Annotated in this window: 17 protein-coding genes; 1 reads left to right on the top strand and 16 read right to left on the bottom strand. The window is 74.4% G+C overall.

Annotated features, from left to right (window positions below; genetic code table 11):
* Window positions 1–372: 372 nt before the first annotated feature.
* The 7 genes from pyrF to pyrR form a co-directional block, all read right to left on the bottom strand.
* Window positions 373–1,185: an orotidine-5'-phosphate decarboxylase gene (gene pyrF, locus BLW63_RS11915; RefSeq protein ID WP_091155846.1), complete on the bottom strand. Its 813-nt coding sequence runs from the start codon at window positions 1,183–1,185 to the stop codon at window positions 373–375.
* Window positions 1,182–2,537, bottom strand: a complete 1,356-nt coding sequence (locus tag BLW63_RS11910) for a beta/alpha barrel domain-containing protein (RefSeq protein ID WP_244522522.1) — start codon at window positions 2,535–2,537, stop codon at window positions 1,182–1,184. The genes pyrF and BLW63_RS11910 overlap by 4 nt, the downstream gene beginning before the upstream one ends.
* Window positions 2,534–5,836 (bottom strand): carbamoyl-phosphate synthase large subunit, encoded by a 3,303-nt coding sequence (gene carB, locus BLW63_RS11905; protein ID WP_091155839.1) that lies wholly within the window; start codon window positions 5,834–5,836, stop codon window positions 2,534–2,536. Before carB ends, BLW63_RS11910 begins: the two co-directional genes overlap by 4 nt.
* On the bottom strand, window positions 5,836–7,008 hold the full coding sequence (carA, locus tag BLW63_RS11900) for a glutamine-hydrolyzing carbamoyl-phosphate synthase small subunit (protein ID WP_091155835.1): 1,173 nt from the start codon (window positions 7,006–7,008) through the stop codon (window positions 5,836–5,838). Before carA ends, carB begins: the two co-directional genes overlap by 1 nt.
* 76 nt (window positions 7,009–7,084) lie before the next feature.
* Window positions 7,085–8,371 (bottom strand): dihydroorotase, encoded by a 1,287-nt coding sequence (locus BLW63_RS11895; protein ID WP_091155833.1) that lies wholly within the window; start codon window positions 8,369–8,371, stop codon window positions 7,085–7,087.
* Between the two features lie 35 nt (window positions 8,372–8,406).
* Window positions 8,407–9,324, bottom strand: coding sequence for an aspartate carbamoyltransferase catalytic subunit (locus tag BLW63_RS11890; protein ID WP_091155830.1), 918 nt, complete (start codon window positions 9,322–9,324; stop codon window positions 8,407–8,409).
* Between the two features lie 79 nt (window positions 9,325–9,403).
* Window positions 9,404–9,982 carry a bifunctional pyr operon transcriptional regulator/uracil phosphoribosyltransferase PyrR gene (gene pyrR, locus BLW63_RS11885; RefSeq protein WP_091155829.1) on the bottom strand — a complete coding sequence of 193 codons (579 nt, stop codon included), beginning with the start codon at window positions 9,980–9,982 and terminating at the stop codon, window positions 9,404–9,406.
* Between the two features lie 219 nt (window positions 9,983–10,201).
* Here pyrR and bldD point away from each other — a divergent pair, with 219 nt between their 5' ends.
* A complete protein-coding gene (gene bldD / locus BLW63_RS11880) occupies window positions 10,202–10,753 on the top strand; it encodes a transcriptional regulator BldD (RefSeq protein WP_091155827.1) in 552 nt (183 codons plus the stop codon).
* Between the two features lie 147 nt (window positions 10,754–10,900).
* Here the strand turns inward: bldD and BLW63_RS11875 are convergent, their stop codons facing one another.
* The 9 genes from BLW63_RS11875 to aroC form a co-directional block, all read right to left on the bottom strand.
* On the bottom strand, window positions 10,901–11,872 hold the full coding sequence (locus tag BLW63_RS11875) for a hypothetical protein (RefSeq protein WP_211517091.1): 972 nt from the start codon (window positions 11,870–11,872) through the stop codon (window positions 10,901–10,903).
* Between the two features lie 195 nt (window positions 11,873–12,067).
* Complete coding sequence (locus tag BLW63_RS11870) at window positions 12,068–12,604, bottom strand: nucleoside/nucleotide kinase family protein (protein ID WP_211517090.1); 537 nt, start codon at window positions 12,602–12,604, stop codon at window positions 12,068–12,070.
* A 71-nt stretch (window positions 12,605–12,675) separates the two neighbouring features.
* Window positions 12,676–13,083 carry a transcription antitermination factor NusB gene (nusB, locus tag BLW63_RS11865; RefSeq protein WP_091155825.1) on the bottom strand — a complete coding sequence of 136 codons (408 nt, stop codon included), beginning with the start codon at window positions 13,081–13,083 and terminating at the stop codon, window positions 12,676–12,678.
* Window positions 13,084–13,109: 26 nt separating this feature from the next.
* Window positions 13,110–13,670: an elongation factor P gene (gene efp, locus BLW63_RS11860; RefSeq protein WP_091155823.1), complete on the bottom strand. Its 561-nt coding sequence runs from the start codon at window positions 13,668–13,670 to the stop codon at window positions 13,110–13,112.
* Window positions 13,671–14,783 (bottom strand): M24 family metallopeptidase, encoded by a 1,113-nt coding sequence (locus tag BLW63_RS11855; protein ID WP_091155820.1) that lies wholly within the window; start codon window positions 14,781–14,783, stop codon window positions 13,671–13,673. It abuts the gene before it with no gap.
* Window positions 14,780–15,214 (bottom strand): type II 3-dehydroquinate dehydratase, encoded by a 435-nt coding sequence (gene aroQ, locus BLW63_RS11850; RefSeq protein ID WP_091155817.1) that lies wholly within the window; start codon window positions 15,212–15,214, stop codon window positions 14,780–14,782. The genes BLW63_RS11855 and aroQ overlap by 4 nt, the downstream gene beginning before the upstream one ends.
* Window positions 15,215–15,230: 16 nt before the next feature.
* On the bottom strand, window positions 15,231–16,277 hold the full coding sequence (gene aroB / locus BLW63_RS11845; RefSeq protein WP_244522521.1) for a 3-dehydroquinate synthase: 1,047 nt from the start codon (window positions 16,275–16,277) through the stop codon (window positions 15,231–15,233).
* 29 nt (window positions 16,278–16,306) lie between these two features.
* Window positions 16,307–16,852, bottom strand: coding sequence for a shikimate kinase (locus BLW63_RS11840; protein WP_244522520.1), 546 nt, complete (start codon window positions 16,850–16,852; stop codon window positions 16,307–16,309).
* A 32-nt stretch (window positions 16,853–16,884) separates the two neighbouring features.
* Complete coding sequence (gene aroC / locus BLW63_RS11835; RefSeq protein WP_091155812.1) at window positions 16,885–18,078, bottom strand: chorismate synthase; 1,194 nt, start codon at window positions 18,076–18,078, stop codon at window positions 16,885–16,887.
* Window positions 18,079–18,157: the final 79 nt, after the last annotated feature.

The following is an 18,157-nucleotide window of genomic DNA, read 5'->3' as shown; positions in this document are numbered from 1 at the left end:
GCTGTGTCGGGGACAGGACTCACTGCTGAGCCTGCGGCCAACCTAGCTCCAGGTATATGCGCAGGTCACGCGGGTCTGAACCCCGGGTTTCCCGCATTCGGTGAGCCAATCGTGACCGACGGTCACCGCGGGGGGTCACGGTCGGTCATCCCCGCAGGTCAGCGGCGCCCGGCAGGCGGTCGGGCACCGGGCCGTCCCGACGAGCGGCGCGCCGGACACGCCGGGTCCGACACGCCGGGGGCCGGTGTGAACGCGCTGGTGAACGCCCGGACCGGCCGGTTCAGCAGTGGACCGGGCGCCCTGTCGGCGACCCTCCCCCGGGGGTGGGCAGCCCGGGACCGGCGACGGGTACGACCCGGGACACCTGCCGACTCAGCCGGCCAGCGCCGCGGCCCACCGCTCGGCGGCGGCGCGCAGCCCGGCCCGGTCGGGGCCCGCGGCGAGCACGTCCCGGGACACGGCCGGCACGACGGTGGTGCCGCGGTCGAACAGCCGGCGCAGGTCGGCCACCGACCCGCCCTGGGCACCCAGCCCGGGGGCGAGCACCGGACCGCCGAGGCCGGTGAGGTCGACGTCCAGCTCGGGCAGCGTGGCCCCGATGACGACGCCGAAGGAGCCGGACGCGTCGGCCGCGTTCCACGCCCGCACGGTGTCGACGACGACCTGCGCGACCGACCGCCCGTCCACGACCGCGTGCTGCAGCGAGCCGGCGTCCGGGTTGGAGGTGCGGGCCAGCACGAACAGCCCGCCGCCGTGCCGCCGAGCGGCATCGACGGCCGGCTGCAGCGAGCCGGGGCCGAGGTAGGGGCTGACGGTCAGGGCGTCGGCGGCCATCGGGTGGTCGGGACGCAGGTAGCCGGCGTAGCCGTCCATCGTCGAGCCGATGTCCCCGCGCTTGGCGTCGAGCAGCACCAGCGCACCGGCGGCCCGGGCGCGGGCGACGCCGTCCTCCAGCACGGCCAGGCCCCGCGAGCCGTGCCGCTCGTAGAAGGCCAGCTGCGGCTTGAGGACGGCGACGGTGCCGGCCAGGGCGTCGACGACGGCGCCGGTGAAGCGGGCCAGGCCCTCGGGGTCGTCGGGCAGGCCCCAGCGCTCCAGCAGCGCCCCGTGCGGGTCGATGCCCACGCACAGCGGCCCGCGCGCGGTGACGGCGTCGGCCAGCCGCTGACCGAACGGCGCTGTCACCGTGCCACCGACCGCGGCAGGGTGCCGCCGTACGCGGCGATGCAGTCGCGGCCGAGGAACGGGTCGGCGAAGGCGCCCGAGGCCGATTGCACGGCGTCGGCACCGGCGTCGTGGAGCGCCGCGAACGACGCCGGGTCGGTCACCCCGCCCATGGCCAGGACGTCGAAGTGCCGGCCGCCGGCCTCGCGCAGGGCGACCAGCCGGCGGGTGAAGTCCAGCGCGGAGTCGCGCACCGCGGCCCCGGACAGCCCGGCCAGCTCCCGGCCGGGGAAGGTGGGCTCGCCGTCGCTGCGCCGCACCCGGCTCTGCAGCGTGTTGATGCCCGCGACGCCCTCGACCAGCGGTGCCAGCCGGGGCGCGAGCGCGGCCAGCCGGGGCGCGTCGAGCCAGGAGAGCTTGGCGACCAGCGCGGTGCGGTCGTCGAGCGCGCGGCGCACGCCCTCGACGACGGCGACGGTCGCGTCGGCGTCCAGGCACAGCGGCGGCCGCACCCCGGACGCCGCGGGATCGAGCGTGTTGGGGCAGGAGAGGTTGAGCTCGACGACGGTCGCGCCGGCCTCCTGCGCCAATAGCGCGGTGCGGGCGAAGTCCTCGACCAGGCCGGTCGCCGCGTCGGCCTCCCCCATGACGCTGACCAGCAGCAGTTGGTCGTCGTCGACGGCGGCCAGCGAGCGCTCGAGGTCGGCCATCCACTCGTCGGGCGCCGGTGACGGAACGCCGAAGGAGTTGACCGTGCTGACCTCCGGTGACCCCGGCGGCACCCAGTCCCACGGATCGGCGGTGACCTCCGCCGCCGCGCCCGGGGGCAGCGGCTGCGTCTGCCGTGCCGCGAACACCCAGTTGGGCTGGGCGTTGGGCTCGTGCGCGCGGCTGCGGACGGTCTTGTAGGTCAGCACGCTGTAGCCGTTGGCCGCGAAGTGGCGGACCCACTCCTCGCCGCCGTTGAGCACGCAGGCGGGTACGCCGATCGGGAAGCCGACGTCGCGGCCCAGCACCCGCCAGCGCCGTCCGCCGGCGACCGGACGCCGCGCCAGGCGCGGCCCCACCGGGGTGGTCAGGTTGTCCCGGTAGGAGCGGAGGACGTCGTAGGCCGGGGTGGGCACCCCGGCCCCGGCGAGCACGCCCGCGTGGCCGGCGAGGAAGAGCACCCGGGTCAGCAGCGGCAGGTCGTCGTCCCCGAGGTCCCCGGCGGCCAGCCGCCCGGCCAGCCCCCGGGCCGCCGCGGCCAGGGCGTCGAGCTCGGGCTGCGGCGGGCGCGCGAAGCGGGTCACCCCGGCGAGGAACGCCTCGGGCAGGCCGGCGACCAGCCCGCGGGCGACCAGCTCCGCCCGCACGACGGCCGTGGCGCTCACGGCCGGGCCGGGGCGCCGGCGAGCGCCGCGTGGACCTCCTGCAGGCTGCGCACGCCGACGTCCCCGCGGCGCAGCGCCTCGATCCCCTGCACGGCCGCCGCCATCCCCTGCACCGTGGTGATGCACGGGATGTTCGCGGCCACCGCCGCGGTGCGGATCTCGTAGCCGTCGAGGCGCGGCCCGCTGTTGCCCGGGGACCCGGCGGGGGTGTTGACGACGATGTCGACGTCCCCGGCGAGGATCTTCTCGACCACGTTGCCCGGCCCCTCGCTGTACTTGCCGACCACCTCGCAGGCCACCCCGTTGCGGCGCAGCACCTGCGCGGTGCCGGCGGTGGCCAGCACCCGGAAGCCCAGGTCGGCCAGCCGCTTGACCGGGAAGATGGCCGACCGCTTGTCGCGGTTGGCCAGCGAGACGAACACCGTGCCCTCGGTGGGCAGGGACCCGTAGGCGGCGTCCTGCGACTTGGCGAACGCGGTGCCGAAGCCGGTGTCGAGGCCCATGACCTCGCCGGTGGACTTCATCTCCGGGCCGAGCACGGTGTCGACGTTCTGCCCGTCGACGGTGCGGAACCGGTGGAAGGGCAGCACCGCCTCCTTGACCGCGATCGGGGCGTGCTCGGGCAGGTCGGCCCCGTCACCGGTGGCCGGCAGCACGCCCGCGGCGCGCAGGTCGGCGATCGACTCCCCCACCGCGATCCGCGCCGCGGCCTTGGCCAGCTGCACCGCGGTCGCCTTGGAGACGAACGGCACCGTGCGGCTGGCCCGCGGGTTGGCCTCGATGACGTGCAGGATGTCGTCCTTGATCGCGTACTGGACGTTGACCAGGCCGCGGACGCCGATGCGCGCCGCCAGCTGCTCCGTCGCCGCGCGGATGCGCACCAGGTCGGCGCTCCCCAGCGTGATCGGCGGCAGGGCGCAGGCCGAGTCGCCGGAGTGGATGCCGGCCTCCTCGATGTGCTCCATGACCCCGCCGAGGTACAGCTCGGACCCGTCGAAGAGGGCGTCGACGTCGATCTCGACCGCGTCCTCCAGGAACCGGTCGACCAGCACCGGGTGCTCGGGGCTGACGTCGGTGGCCTTGGCGATGTAGGCCTCGAGCGTGGCGTCGTCGTAGACGATCTCCATCCCGCGGCCGCCGAGCACGTAGGAGGGCCGGACGAGCACCGGGTAGCCGATGCGCGCGGCGATCTCCCGCGCCTCGGCGAAGGCGGTCGCCGTGCCGTGGGCGGGCGCGGGCAGCCCGGTGTCGGCCAGCACCCGGGAGAACGAGCCGCGGTGCTCGGCGGCGTCGATCGCCTCCGGGGCGGTGCCCAGCACGGGCACCCCGGCGTCCTTGAGCCGCTGCGCGAGGCCCAGCGGCGTCTGCCCGCCCAGGGTGCAGATGACCCCGGCGACCGGACCTGCGGCACGCTCGGCCTCGACGACCTCGAGGACGTCTTCGAAGGTCAGCGGCTCGAAGTACAGCCGGTCGGCGGTGTCGTAGTCGGTGGAGACGGTCTCGGGGTTGCAGTTGACCATCACCGCCTCGTAGCCGGCGTCCTGCAGCGCCATGACCGCGTGCACGCAGGAGTAGTCGAACTCGATGCCCTGCCCGATGCGGTTGGGTCCCGAGCCCAGGATCAGCACCGCCGGCTTCTCCCGCGGCTCGACCTCGGTCTCCTCGTCGTAGGAGGAGTAGTGGTACGGGGTGCGGGCGGCGAACTCGGCGGCGCAGGTGTCGACGGTCTTGTAGACCGGCCGCACGCCCAGGCGCCGGCGCAGCACCCGGACGCCGTCCTCACCGGCCAGCTCGGGACGCAGCGCGGCGATCTGCCGGTCGGACAGGCCGTGCCGCTTGGCGCGGTGCAGCAGCGCCGCGGTGAGGGCCGGCGCGTCCCGGACCTCGGCACCGACCTCGCCGACCAGCGCGAGCTGGTCGACGAACCACGGGTCGAAGCCGCTGGCCTCGGCGACCTGCTCGACGGTGGCGCCGGCGCGCAGGGCGGCCTCGGCGACGTAGAGCCGCCCGTCGACCGGGGTGCGCAGCGCCTCGAGCAGCTCGGCCGCGGACCGGCCGTCGTCCGGACCGGTCCAGAAGCCGGCGACCTTGGTCTCGGTGGACCGCATCGCCTTGCCCAGCGCCTCGGGGAAGTTGCGGCCCATCGCCATGACCTCGCCGACGCTCTTCATCGTCGTGGTCAGCCGCGGGTCGGCGCCCGGGAACTTCTCGAAGGCGAACCGCGGGATCTTGACGACGACGTAGTCCAGCGTCGGCTCGAACGCCGCCGGGGTGACGCCGGTGATGTCGTTGGTGATCTCGTCGAGGGTGTATCCGATGGCCAGCTTCGCAGCGATCTTGGCGATCGGGAAGCCGGTGGCCTTGGACGCCAGCGCGCTCGACCGCGACACCCGGGGGTTCATCTCGATGACGACGAGGCGGCCGTCGGCCGGGTTGACCGCGAACTGGATGTTGCAGCCGCCGGTGTCGACGCCGACCTCGCGCAGCACCGCGATGCCGACGTCGCGCATCCGCTGGTACTCGCGGTCGGTGAGGGTCATCGCCGGGGCGACGGTGACCGAGTCGCCGGTGTGGACGCCCATCGCGTCGACGTTCTCGATCGAGCACACGACGACCACGTTGTCGCTGCGGTCGCGCATCAGCTCGAGCTCGTACTCCTTCCAGCCCAGCACCGACTCCTCGATGAGGACGGTGTGCACCGGGGAGTCGGCCAGGCCGTGGCCGGCCATGCGGCGCAGGCTCGCCTCGTCGGTCGCGAAGCCCGAGCCCAGCCCGCCCATGGTGAAGCTCGGCCGGATGACGACCGGGTAGCCGACCTCCGCGGCGGTCTCCAGCGCCTCCTCGACCGACGCGCACACCCGCGAGCGCGGGGCGTCGGCGCCGATGGACCGCACGATGTCCTTGAACATCTGCCGGTCCTCGCCGCGGTTGATCGCGTCGACGTCGGCGCCGATCAGCCGGACGCCGTACCGCTCCAGCACGCCGTTCTCGTACAGGCCGATCGCGATGTTGAGCGCGGTCTGCCCGCCGAGGGTGGCCAGCAGCGCGTCGGGGCGCTCCTTGGCGATGACCTTCTCGACGAACTCCGGCGTCAGCGGCTCCACGTAGGTGGCGTCGGCGATCTCCGGGTCGGTCATGATCGTCGCCGGGTTGCTGTTGACCAGGCTGACCCGCAGCCCCTCGGCCTTGAGCACGCGGCAGGCCTGGGTGCCGGAGTAGTCGAACTCGGCGGCCTGGCCGATGAGGATCGGCCCGGAGCCGATCACCAGCACGTGGTGGACGTCGTCCCGTCTGGGCATCAGGCGCTCTTCTCCGCGGTGCTGTGCTCGACCTGCGGCGGCGGCCCCCCGGCCTGCGCGTCCCCGGTGCGGGCGGTCTCCATGAGGTCGACGAACCGCTGGAACAGCGGGGCGGCGTCGTGCGGCCCGGCCGCCGACTCGGGGTGGAACTGCACGCTGAACGCCGGGACGTCGAGGCAGCGCAGCCCCTCGACGACGTCGTCGTTGAGCCCGACGTGGCTGACCTCGACCCGCCCGTAGGGGGTGTCGGTGGCCCGGTCGAGCGGGGCGTCGACGGCGAAGCCGTGGTTGTGGCTGGTCACCCGGACGGTGCCGCTGACCCGGTCGAGCACCGGCTGGTTGAGCCCGCGGTGGCCGAAGCGCAGCTTGTAGGTGCCCAGGCCCAGCGCGCGGCCGAGGATCTGGTTGCCGAAGCAGATGCCGAACAGCGGACGGCGGGCGTCCAGCACCCCGCGCACCGCCGCGACCGCGTAGTCGGCGGCCGCGGGGTCGCCCGGGCCGTTGGAGAGGAACACGCCGTCGGGGCCGGCGGCGAGCAGGTCCTCGGCGGTGGCCGTGGCCGGCAGCACGTGCGTCTCGACGCCCAGCTCGGCCAGGTACCGCGGGGTGGCGGTCTTGATGCCGAGGTCGAGCGCGGCGATCGTGTACCGCTGCTCCCCCACCGCCGGGACGACGTAGGGGTCGTTGGCGGTGACCGACGGCGCGAGGTCCGCACCGCTCATGCTCTCCGACGCGCGCACCCGTGCCAGCAGCTCCTCGGCCGGGAGGCCCTCGCTGCTGATGCCGGCGCGCATGGCGCCGCGCTCGCGCAGGTGCCGGGTCAGCGCGCGGGTGTCGATCCCGCTGATGCCGACGACGCCCTGGCCGGCCAGGGCGTCGTCCAGGGTGCCGGTGGCGCGCCAGTTCGCCGGGCGGCGGGCGGGGTCGCGGACGACGAAGCCGGCCACCCAGATGCGGCGGCTCTCGTCGTCCTCCTCGTTGACCCCGGTGTTGCCGATGTGCGGGGCGGTCATCACCACGATCTGGCGCGCGTAGCTGGGGTCGGTCAGCGTCTCCTGGTAGCCGGTCATCCCGGTGGCGAACACCGCCTCGCCCAGCGTCGTCCCGACCGCGCCGTAGGCCTCCCCGCGGAAGGTCCTGCCGTCCTCCAGGACGAGCAGCGCTGTGTTCACTGCTCCACTCCGGGCTCGCTCCGCTCCTCGCTCGCAGAGCTCGCTGCGATGCTCACTCCCCCGTCGTCTTCGCGGGTCACCGCTGGGCCTTGCCGTCGAGCACCGTCGGGACACCTCTCAGGAACGTGTGGACCACCCGGCCGGGCAGCTCCCGGCCGGCATAGGGGCTGTTGCGGCTGCGGCTGGCCAGGGCGGCGGGGTCGACGACCGCGCGCCTGCCCGGGTCAAGCAGCAGCAGGTTGGCGGGCTCGCCGGGTGCGAGCGGGCGGCCGTGGCCGTCGAGCCGGCCGATGGCCGCCGGGCGGACCGACATCCGGTCGGCGACGCCGCGCCAGTCGAGCAGCCCGGTCTCCACCATCGTCGCGACGACGACCGACAGAGCCTGCTCCAGCCCGAGCATCCCGGGCCGGGCGCTGGCCCACTCGGTCTCCTTGTCCTCGACCGCGTGCGGGGCGTGGTCGGTGGCGACCGCGTCGATCACACCCTCGGCCAGCCCGGCGCGCAGCGCCTCGACGTCGGCGTCGGTGCGCAGCGGCGGATTGACCTTGAAGACCGGGTCGTAGCCCTCGGCGCACTCGTCGGTGAGCAGCAGGTGGTGCGGGGTGACCTCGGCGGTCACCTGCACCCCGCGCGACTTCGCCCAGCGGAGGATCTCCACCGAGCCCGCGGTCGAGACGTGGCAGACGTGCAGCCGGGCGCCGACGTGGCCGGCGAGCAGCACGTCGCGGGCGATGATCGCCTCCTCGGCGGCGGCCGGCCAGCCGGTCAGCCCGAGCCGGGCCGAGCGGTCGCCCTCGTGCATCTGCGCGCCGACGGTGAGCCGCGGTTCCTCGGCGTGCTGGGCCACCACCCCGTCGAGGGCCTTCACGTACTCCAGCGCCCGACGCATGAGCGCCGGGTCGCTGACGCAGTGCCCGTCGTCGGAGAACACCCGGACGCGGGCGGCGGAGTCGGCCATGGCGCCGAGCTCGGCCAGCCGGTCGCCCCTCAGCCCGACGGTCACCGCGCCCACGGGGACGACGTCGACCAGGCCGGCCTGCTCGCCGAGCCGCCACACCTGCTCGACGACGCCCGCGGTGTCGGCCACCGGGTCGGTGTTGGCCATGGCGTGCACCGCGGTGTAGCCGCCCAGCGCCGCGGCGCGGCTGCCGGTCTCGACGGTCTCGGCGTCCTCCCGGCCGGGCTCGCGCAGGTGGGTGTGCAGGTCGACCAGGCCGGGGAGGACGACCAGCCCGGCGGCGTCGAGCACCTCGGCACCGGGGGCGGACAGGCCCTCTCCGACCGCGGCGATCCGGCCGTCCTCGACCAGGATGTCGGCGGCGTCCTCACCGCAGGGGCGGGCGCCCGTGATCAGGTACGTCATGCGGCTCTGCTGCCTTCCTGAGCTCGCGAGCTCGCTCACGTGTTCCCTCCGAGCAGCAGGTAGAGCACGGCCATGCGCACGGAGACCCCGTTGCCGACCTGCTCGACGATCGTGGAGCGGACGGAGTCGGCCACCTCGGCGGCGATCTCCATGCCGCGGTTCATCGGACCGGGGTGCATGACGATCGCGTCGTCGCCCAGCGCGCCCATCCGCCGTCCGTCGAGGCCGTAGCGGCGGCTGTACTCGCGAGCGCTGGGGAAGTACGAGGCGTTCATCCGCTCGGCCTGGACCCGCAGCATCATCACCACGTCGGCCTTGGGCAGCACGGCGTCCAGGTCGTAGGAGACCTCGGCGGGCCAGCTGCCCACCCCGACCGGGAGCAGCGTCGGCGGCGCCACCAGGGTCACCTCGGCGCCCAGGGTGTGCAGCAGCCGCACGTTGGAGCGGGCCACCCGGCTGTGCAGCACGTCGCCGACCACGGCCACCCGCACGCCCTCGAGCCGGCCCAGCCGGTGCCGGATCGTGTAGGCGTCCAGCAGCGCCTGGGTGGGGTGCTCGTGGGTGCCGTCGCCGGCGTTGACCACGCTGCCGCGCACCCAGGTGGCCAGCCGGTGCGGGGCGCCCGAGGCCTGGTGGCGGACGACGATCGCGTCGGAGCCCATGGCCTCCAGGGTCAGCGCGGTGTCCTTGAGGCTCTCGCCCTTGGAGACGCTGCTGCCCTTGGCGGAGAAGTTGATGACGTCGGCGGAGAGGCGCTTGGCGGCCAGCTCGAAGGAGATCCGGGTTCGGGTGGAGTCCTCGAAGAAGAGGTTGACCACCGTCCGGCCCCGCAGGGTGGGCAGCTTCTTGACCTCGCGGCCGGCCAGCGCGGCATCGATCTGCGCGGCGGTGTCCAGCACCAGCGTCGCGTCCGCGCGGTCCAGGTCGGCCGCCTCCAGCAGGTGTCGCTTCACGCGATGCGCTCCCGTTCGGCTCCGCCGTCGCTCCGCTCCTCGCTCGCAGAGCTGGCCGCGATGCTCACTCCCTGTCGCCTCACGACCCCACCTCGGTGATGAGCACCTCGTCGACGCCGTCCACCTCGTCGAGGTGCACCTTGACCGACTGGCCGCGGCGGGTCGGCAGGTTCTTGCCCACGTAGTCGGCGCGGATCGGCAGCTCGCGGTGGCCGCGGTCGACCAGCACCGCCAGCTGCACCGCGCGCGGCCGGCCGACGTCGCGCAGCGCGTCCAGCGCCGCCCGCACGGACCGGCCCGAGTACAGGACGTCGTCCACCAGGACCACGAGCCGGCCGTCGATGCCTCCCTCTGGCAGCACCGTGTCCTCCAGCGCGCGGACCCCGCGCAGCCGCAGGTCGTCGCGGTAGAGCGTGATGTCGACGGTGCCCACGTCGACCGAAGTCCCGGAGAAGGCCGCCACGCGGGCGGCCAGCCGGCGGGCCAGCGGGGCGCCGCGGGTCGGGATGCCGACGAGCACCAGGTCGGCGAGGGAGTCGCCGGCCTTCTCGATGAGCTGGTGGGCCATCCGGTCGACCACGCGGGTCACGTCGGCGGCGGTGAGCACTGCGGACGGCGACGGTGCGTCGCCGGCGGCAGGCCCGGTCGGGCTGGCCATCAGGCCTCCTTCCCCGCCTCACGGGACGGGTCGTTAAAGGAGTTGGTCGGACCGGGCTCGACCGTACTGCACGCCGCGATGTGACCCGTCACGCACCAGGAGAGGGCACGATCGGGTGCCTTCTGACCCGGAGGAGTGTCCCGGTGTCACTCGGACCGCTCGACCAGTACGCTCCGTGACGACAACACCTCCACGACGACGGACAGTGAGCAGGAAGCGATGAGCACCGACTACTCACGGGCCCTCGGTGCCCGGCTCCGCGCCATCCGCAACCAGCAGGGCCTCTCGCTCCAGGGGGTCGAGGACAAGTCGCACGGCCGCTGGAAGGCCGTGGTCGTCGGCTCCTACGAGCGCGGCGACCGCGCCGTGACGGTGCAGCGGCTCTCCGAGCTCGCCATCTTCTACGGCGTCCCGGTCTCCGAGCTGCTGCCCGACCCGCGGCCGAGCTCGGCGGTCACCTCGACGACGAAGATCGTGCTGAACCTGGAGTCGCTGGGCTCGCTGCCCGCGGACGAGGCCGGCCCGCTGGCGCGGTACGCCTCGACCATCCAGGCGCAGCGGCACGACTACAACGGCAAGGTCCTCTCCATCCGGGCAGAGGACCTCAAGTCGCTGGCGATCATCTACGACATGAGCCCCGACGAGCTGACGAGCCGGCTCATCGAGTGGGGCGTCCTCTCTCCCGGCATGGAGAGCATCGTCGGCTTCGGCGGCGACGAGGACGAGGACGAGGTCAACCCGAACTGGGAGCGCCGCCGAACCCCGCGGTGAGAGCGGACCCCGTCCTCCCGCCCTCCGCGAGCCTCGGGCGGGAGCCGGGACGGGGCCGCGGCGAGCCTCGGCACGGGGCCGGGACACCGAGGGCCCACTCCGACGATCGGAGTGGGCCCTCGGTGTCCGGTGATACCGGCGGTCGGGTCAGGGAGCGGTGAGCGGCGGCAGGAGCAGCGTCGACTCGGCCGGGCTCAGCCGGCTGCCGGCCGGCACCGGGAACGGGTGACCGAGGACGGCGAGCCGGCCACGGACCTGGTTCTGCGCCTGGCAGTCCGACACGCACTCGGTCGGCGGGTTGGCGACCTCGACGGCGTACTCACCGGTGACGAAGCCCATGCGCCCGCCACTGGCGACGTCCCACACCGACACCCGCCCGCAGTGGTCGACGTCCGGCGCGACCTGGGCGCCACAGTCGGGCTGGTCGACGCGCTCGGCGACCTGCGCGCTGTCGCGCGCGACGAACCGCGGCGAGGCGTCGTTGCCGATGGTGACCCGCGGGGAGACCTGGACGCAGCACCGGCTCGGCGGCCCGGTCTCGACGCTGGTGCAGGCCGAGCCGAGGAACTGTCCGGCGCGGGCCCGGAAGTGCGGGTTGTCGAAGTAGAACGGCGTGACGGCACCGGCGCCGGTCGCCAGGGTGTGCACGATCCGGGTGCGGGTGCCGTCGCCGCGCTCGGGCTCCATCTGGAAGATGCCGCCCTGCGCGCAGTCCTTGGACTGGATCCTCATCGACAGCCCGGTGCCGGCCCGGCTGACGACCAGGTCCTCCTCCTCGAGCGTGACCGTGAGGTCGCCGCCGAGGGTCAGGCCGCGGTGGTCGGGCACCTTGCTCGCGAAGACCGGGGTGAACCGGCGGCCGGTCATGTCCAGCCGGTTGGGCGCCCCGGTGAAGGCGTAGTCGAACAGGGCGAAGTCGCCGGTCCGGACGACGTACTGGTTGTAGCGGCCCTGCACCAGGACCCGGTCGCCGAGATCCGCCGCGCGCACCGTCGTCACCGCCTCCCGGTCCGTGTCCCGGGCCAGCACCCGCTGGGTGGCGGCGTCGACCAGGCGGTAGCCGCCGCCCGCGCAGGCCTTGGACGACGCGGCCTGGGCCGGCGGGGCGAGCGCGAGCAACGGGACGGCGAGCGCGAGGCGGTCACGGCGGCGCGCCAGCGGCGCCGTGCGGGTGCGAGGGCGTTCGTCTGTCCTCCTGAGGGGTCGGGGATGCCCGCCCACCCAGGAGATCACCGTGCGTGCCGGACCAGTGGCCATTCGTCGTACGACCCCGGGACGCCGCACCACCCACCGCGGGCCCTCGTGCGGCGGTCGTCACCTCCACCGGAGGACGACGGGCGCCGCCGGGTCGGTGTTGTCGACGACGACGTCCGCCGTGGCGGCCGGGTCGACCTCCCTGCGGTAGAGCGCCTGGCCGGGCAGGTAGCGGACGCGGTACCGGCGCTCGACCTCGGCACCCATCAGTGCCCGGTCCCGGACAGCCGCCCGCCGGAGCGTCTCCTCCTCGGGCACGTGGAGGTAGACCGCGAGGTGCCAGCGACTCCGCAGCTCGGGGCGGTGCAGGAAGACCCCGTCGGTGACCAGGACGGCCCGCTCCGGCACCGGCAGGCCCCCGAGGGACGCCGCACCGGAGGCGACGGGCCGCAGCCGGTCGGCCACGAGCGCCGGCAGGTCGCAGGAGTCCCGGTAGTAGCCCTCCGGTGAGAGCTCCCCGCGCGCGTACCGGACCTCGCGCGGAGCCAGGAAGTCGTCGATCGACACCCGGAGGACCGGGCCGGGCATGCGCGTGGCGAGACGATCGGCCAGCGTGGTCTTCCCGCGGCGTCCGGGGCCGTCCACGGCGACGAGCACTCGGGTCGTCGTCCGGGCCAGGCAGCCGATCTCGTCGGCCAGCCGGTCGACGAGCCCGGCCGCCGCCCCGCTCAGGTCGTCGGGACCTCGGCGTCGAGCACGGCGCCCAGGACGCCGTTGACGTAGGCCGGCGAGTCGTCGGTCGACAGCGACCGGGCCAACTCCACGGCCTGGTCGATGACGACCGGGTCGGGCACGTCGTCGACCCACAGCAACTCGAAGACCGCCATCCGGAGAATGGCGCGGTCGACGTCGGGCAGCCGGTCGATCGACCAGCCGTGCGCGTGCCGGTCGATCAGCTCGTCGATGCGGGCGGCGTGCTCGGCCACCCCCTCGACCAGCCGGACGGCGTGGTCGGGGATGGGCGGCGAGGCGAGCGCCACCCGCTCGCGGAGCAGCTCCAGCGGGTCGCTGCCGCGGACGTCTGCCTCGTAGAGGACGTCGACGGCGCGCTTGCGCGCCTTGGTACGGGCAGCCATGCCGGCCTTCCCCGACCCGCCCCGCGTCAGTTGGCGCGGCCGAGGTACCGGCCGTCGCGGGTGTCGACCTTGAGCTTGTCGCCGGTGTTGACGAACAGCGGCACCTGGATCTGCGCGCCGGTCTCCAGCGTGGCCGGCTTGGTGCCGCCGGTGGAGCGGTCGCCCTGCAGGCCCGGGTCGGTGTGCTGCACGACCAGCTCGAGGGTCACCGGGAGCTCGACGTAGAGCGGGCTGCCCTCGTGGACGGCCACCACGACGTCGGTGTTCTCCAGCAGGTAGTCCGCACCGCCGCCGACGGTCTCGGTCGGGACGTGGATCTGGTCGTAGGTCTCGCCGTCCATGAAGACGAAGTCGGTGCCGTCCTTGTACAGGTACGTCATGTTCCGCTTGTCGACGGTCGCGGTGTCGACCTTGGTGCCGGCGTTGAAGGTCCGGTCGACGACCTTGCCCGACAGCACGTTCTTCAGCGTGGTGCGGACGAACGCACCGCCCTTGCCCGGCTTGACGTGCTGGAACTCGGTGACGGCCCAGAGCTGACCGTCGAGGTTGAGGACCATGCCGTTCTTGAGGTCGTTGGTGGTAGCCATCTAGAGGACCAGCAGTTCCTTGCTCGTGAGGGTCAACAACTCGGGCTCGTCGTCCGTGACGATCAACGTGTCCTCGATGCGGACACCGCCGTGGCCGGGGAGGTAGACCCCCGGCTCCACGGTGACGGCCATGCCGGCGGCCAGCCTACCCGCGCCCAGCTGGCCGATGCCCGGCGCCTCGTGGATCTCCAGTCCCACGCCGTGGCCCAGCCCGTGGGGAAAGTGCTCGGCGTGGCCGGCGGCGGCGATGACGCCGCGGGCCGCAGCGTCCACCGCGACCACGTCCGCACCGACGGCCAGCGCCGCCCGCCCGGCGGCCTGGGCGGCCGCGACGAGGTCGTAGACCTCGCGCTGCCAGGCCGCGGCCTCCCCACCCACCCCGCCGAGCACGACGGTGCGGGTCATGTCGGAGTGGTAGCCGTCGACGGTCGCGCCGAAGTCGAGCTTCAGGAAGTCGCCGGCCCTCAGCTCCGTGATGTCGGGCCGGTGGTGCGGGATGGCGGAGTTCGCGCCGGAGGCGACGATCGTCTCGAAGGACGGCGCCTCCGCGCCCATCACCAGCATGCGGGCGTCGAGCTCGCGGCCGACCTGCAGCTCGGTGCGCCCGGGCCGCAGCGCCCCCTCGGCGGCCAGCTCGGCCAGCGCCGCGTCGGCGATCGCGCAGGCCCGGCGCAGCGCGTCGACCTCGTCGTCGTCCTTGACCGCCCGCAGCGCCTCGACCGCCCGCCGCACGCTGGTCAGCTCCGGCAGGGTGCCACCGGCGGCGGCGTCGGCGAGCACCGACTCCAGCGTGCGCAGCCCGTCGACGGTGAGGTGGTGGCTCTCGTAGCCGATCCGCCCGGCGCCGCGACGCACCGCCTCCCGCGCCAGCGCCGGGACCGTGGCCCGGTCGACGAGCAGCTCGACGTCGGGCACCTGGCTGCTGGCCTGGGTGGTGTAGCGGCCGTCGGTGCCGAAGACGTCGCCGCCGTGGGCGCGCAGCAGCAGCGCGCCGTTCGAGCCGGTGAACCCGGTCAGGTACCGCACGTTGAGCAGCTCGGTGACCAGGACGGCGTCCAGCCCGCGCTCGGCCGCCGTCGCGCGCAACCGCTCCCGGCGCGCCCCGTACCTCACGCGACCCCCCGTTCCGCGAGCCACCGCAGCGCCAGCACGTACCCCTGCACGCCCAGCCCGGCGATCACCCCGTCGGCCACCCCCGAGACGTAGGAGTGGTGCCGGAACTCCTCGCGCTTGTGGATGTTGCTGATGTGCACCTCCACCAGTGGCGCGGTCAGCATCGCCAGGGCGTCGCGCAGCACCACCGAGGTGTGCGACCAGCCCGCCGGGTTGAGCACCACGGGATCACCGGCGTCGGCCGCGTCGTGCACCCAGCGCAGCAGCTCGCCCTCGTCGTCGGTCTGCCGGACCCGCACCTCCAGCGCCAGCTCGGCGGCGGTGGCGGCGATGAGCTCGACCAGCTCGGTGTACGTCGTCGACCCGTACTTCTCGGGCTCGCGCGTGCCGAGGCGGCCGAGGTTGGCGCCATTGAGCACTTGGACGGTCACATCTCCACCTGGATGGTCACGGTCGCTCCGATACTGCGGCCCACGCCGCGTCGAGCCAGGCCTGGTCGGGGTCGGCGAGGATGCGCGGGTCGCCGATCCCGTCCAGGACGACGAACCGCAGCGAGGACCCCCGGGCCTTCTTGTCCACCCGCACGACCCCCTGGATGCGCTTCCAGTCCCCGGTGTAGCGGGTGGGCAACCCCATCGCGGCGACCAGCCGGGCGTGCCGGTCGACCTCGTCACGGCGCAGCAGCCCCGCCTGACCGGCCAGCTCGGCGGCGAACACCAGCCCGACGGCCACCGCCTCGCCGTGCCGCCAGCCGAAGTCCTCCACCCGCTCGATCGCGTGCGCCAGCGTGTGCCCGTAGTTGAGGAACTCCCGGACGCCGGTGTCGTAGAGGTCCTCCCCCACCGCGGCGGCCTTGACCCGCACCGCCCGCTCGATGAGCTCCTCGGTGTCCCGGCGGCCGGTCGGGTCGGCCTCGAGCAGCTCGAGGATGCCGGGGTCGGCGATGAAGCCGCACTTGACGACCTCGGCCATCCCGGCGCGGAACTCCGCCTCGGGCAGCCCGGCGAGCACGTCGGTGTCGGCGAGCACCGCGGCCGGCGGGTGGAACGCGCCGACGAGGTTCTTGCCGGCGCCGGTGTTGATGCCGGTCTTGCCGCCCAGCGCGGCGTCCACCATGCCCAGCACGCTGGTCGGCACCTGCACCACGCGCACGCCGCGGGTCCACGTGGCGGCCACGAAGCCGGCGAGGTCGGTGACCGCGCCCCCGCCCACACCGACGATCGCGTCGGACCGGGTCAGCCCCAGCCGGCCGAGTTCCTCCCACACGCCGGCGGCGACCGCGGCGGTCTTGGCGGCCTCCCCGTCCGGGACGACGACGGCCTCGGCGGCCACCCCGGCGGTCTGCAGCGTCTCCACGAGGGCGCCGGCCAGCCCGGCCAGCGGCGGCGCGTGGACGACGGCGGCACGGGCGGTACCGTCGAGGACCAGGCCGAGCTCGTGCTGGGCGCCGGCCCCGATGACGACGTCGTAGGGCTGCTCACCGGGGACGGTCACCCGCCGCAGGGTCCCCGGTCCACTCCCGCTCATGGCGCCGCCTGCGCGGGGACGGCAGCGGCCACCTCGTCGACGACCTCGCCGGGCTCGCGGCCGCCGGTGGTCACGGTGACGGTGGCGACCTCGGCGTACAGCGGCGCCCGCGCGGCGAGCAGGGTGCGCAGCGTGGCGCGCGGGTTGAGGCCGAGCACCGGGCGGCTGCGGCCCAGCCCCACCCGCTCGGCGGCCGAGGCCAGGTCGACGTCGAGCCAGACGACGGTGCCGCCGGCGCGGGTGTAACCGGTCAGCCGCTCGCGGGTGACGGCGCTGAGCACCGCGCCGCCGCCGAGAGCCAGGATCCCGTCGTGCTCGTCGAGCGCGGTGGCCACGGCCTGCTCCTCGAGCGCCCGGAAGTGCGGTTCGCCCAGGTCGACGAACAGGTCGGCGACGCGCCGGCCGGTGGCGGCCTCGACGTCGCTGTCGGTGTCGCGGAAGGCGAGCCCGAGCCGGCCGGCCAGCGCGGTGCCGACGGTGGTCTTGCCCGACGACGGCGGCCCGACCAGGACCAGCAGCGGGTGGCGGGCGGCGGAGCTCATCGGCGAGGCGGGAGCCCCGCGTCCATCGGGGTTCATCGGATCGGTAGCGCGTCGAGGTAGGCGCGCGCGTTGCGGCGGGTCTCGACCACCGAGTCGCCGCCGAACTTCTCCAGGGCGGCGTCGGCCAGCACCAGCGCCACCATCGCCTCCATGACGACGGCGCCGCGGGGCACCGCGCAGGCGTCGCTGCGCTGGTTGATCGCGACGGCGGGCTCGCCGGTGGCCACGTCGACGGTGGCCAGCGCCCGCGGCACCGTCGAGATCGGCTTCATCGCGGCGCGGACCCGCAGCACCTCGCCGTTGGTCATGCCGCCCTCGATGCCACCGGCACGGTCGGACAGCCGCTGGATGCGGGCCTCGCCGTCCGCACCGGGGGCCAGCACGATCTCGTCGTGGGCCACCGAGCCGCGGCGGCGGGCGGTCTCCAGCCCGTCGCCGACCTCGACGGCCTTGACCGACTGCACGCCCATCAGCGCCGCAGCCAGCCGGGAGTCCAGCCGGCGATCCCAGTGCACGTGGCTGCCCAGGCCCGGCGGCAGGCCGTGCACGACCACCTCGACGACGCCGCCGAGCGTGTCGCCGTTCTGCCGGGCGTCGTCGACCTCGGCGACCATCTGCGCGCTGGTGGCGGGGTCCGCGCAGCGCACCGGGTCCTCGTCGATGCGCGGGTTGTCCCCGGGACCGGGCACCACGCCGTCGGGGACGACGACCGGGCCGATGCCCACCACGTGGCTGACCACCTCGACGCCGAGCGCCTGGCGCAGGAACGCCCGCGCGATCGCGCCGAGGGCGACCCGGGCCGCGGTCTCCCGCGCGCTGGCCCGCTCCAGCACCGGGCGGGCGTCGTCGAAGCCGTACTTCTGCATGCCGGGCAGGTCGGCGTGGCCCGGCCGCGGACGGGTGAGCGGCGCGTTGCGGGCCTGGTCGGCGAGCACCTCGGGGTCGACCGGGTCGGCCGACATGACCGTCTGCCACTTGGGCCACTCGGTGTTGCCGATCTGGACGGCGATCGGCCCGCCCTGGGTCCGCCCGTGCCGGATCCCGCCGGTCAGCGAGACGACGTCCTGCTCGAAGGACATCCGGGCGCCGCGGCCGTGGCCGAGGCGGCGGCGGGCGAGGTCGACGTCGAGGTCCGGAGTCGTGACCTCGACGCCGGCGGGCAGGCCCTCGAGGATGGCGGTGAGCTGCTGGCCGTGCGACTCACCGGCGGTCAGCCAGCGCAACATGAGCGCGATTGTAGAAGGACCCCCTTCCTGACCACCCTTCGCAAGCTCAGGGCGGGTCCCCGGAAGGGGGCCGTTCCAG

This window comes from Geodermatophilus africanus, assembly GCF_900107105.1.
Taxonomy (GTDB): Bacteria; Actinomycetota; Actinomycetes; order Mycobacteriales; family Geodermatophilaceae; genus Geodermatophilus; species Geodermatophilus africanus.
This window is presented reverse-complemented; position numbering and strand designations above follow the sequence as displayed.

What these genes read in the sequence shown, in the direction of transcription:
- carB (WP_091155839.1), bottom strand. Translation starts at nt 5,836, where the DNA reads ATGCCCAGACGGGACGACGTCCACCACGTGCTGGTGATCGGCTCCGGG.
- BLW63_RS11895 (WP_091155833.1), bottom strand. Translation starts at nt 8,371, where the DNA reads ATGACGTACCTGATCACGGGCGCCCGCCCCTGCGGTGAGGACGCCGCC.
- pyrR (WP_091155829.1), bottom strand. Translation starts at nt 9,982, where the DNA reads ATGGCCAGCCCGACCGGGCCTGCCGCCGGCGACGCACCGTCGCCGTCC.
- bldD (WP_091155827.1), top strand. Translation starts at nt 10,202, where the DNA reads ATGAGCACCGACTACTCACGGGCCCTCGGTGCCCGGCTCCGCGCCATC.
- nusB (WP_091155825.1), bottom strand. Translation starts at nt 13,083, where the DNA reads ATGGCTGCCCGTACCAAGGCGCGCAAGCGCGCCGTCGACGTCCTCTAC.
- efp (WP_091155823.1), bottom strand. Translation starts at nt 13,670, where the DNA reads ATGGCTACCACCAACGACCTCAAGAACGGCATGGTCCTCAACCTCGAC.
- BLW63_RS11840 (WP_244522520.1), bottom strand. Translation starts at nt 16,852, where the DNA reads ATGAGCTCCGCCGCCCGCCACCCGCTGCTGGTCCTGGTCGGGCCGCCG.
- aroC (WP_091155812.1), bottom strand. Translation starts at nt 18,078, where the DNA reads ATGTTGCGCTGGCTGACCGCCGGTGAGTCGCACGGCCAGCAGCTCACC.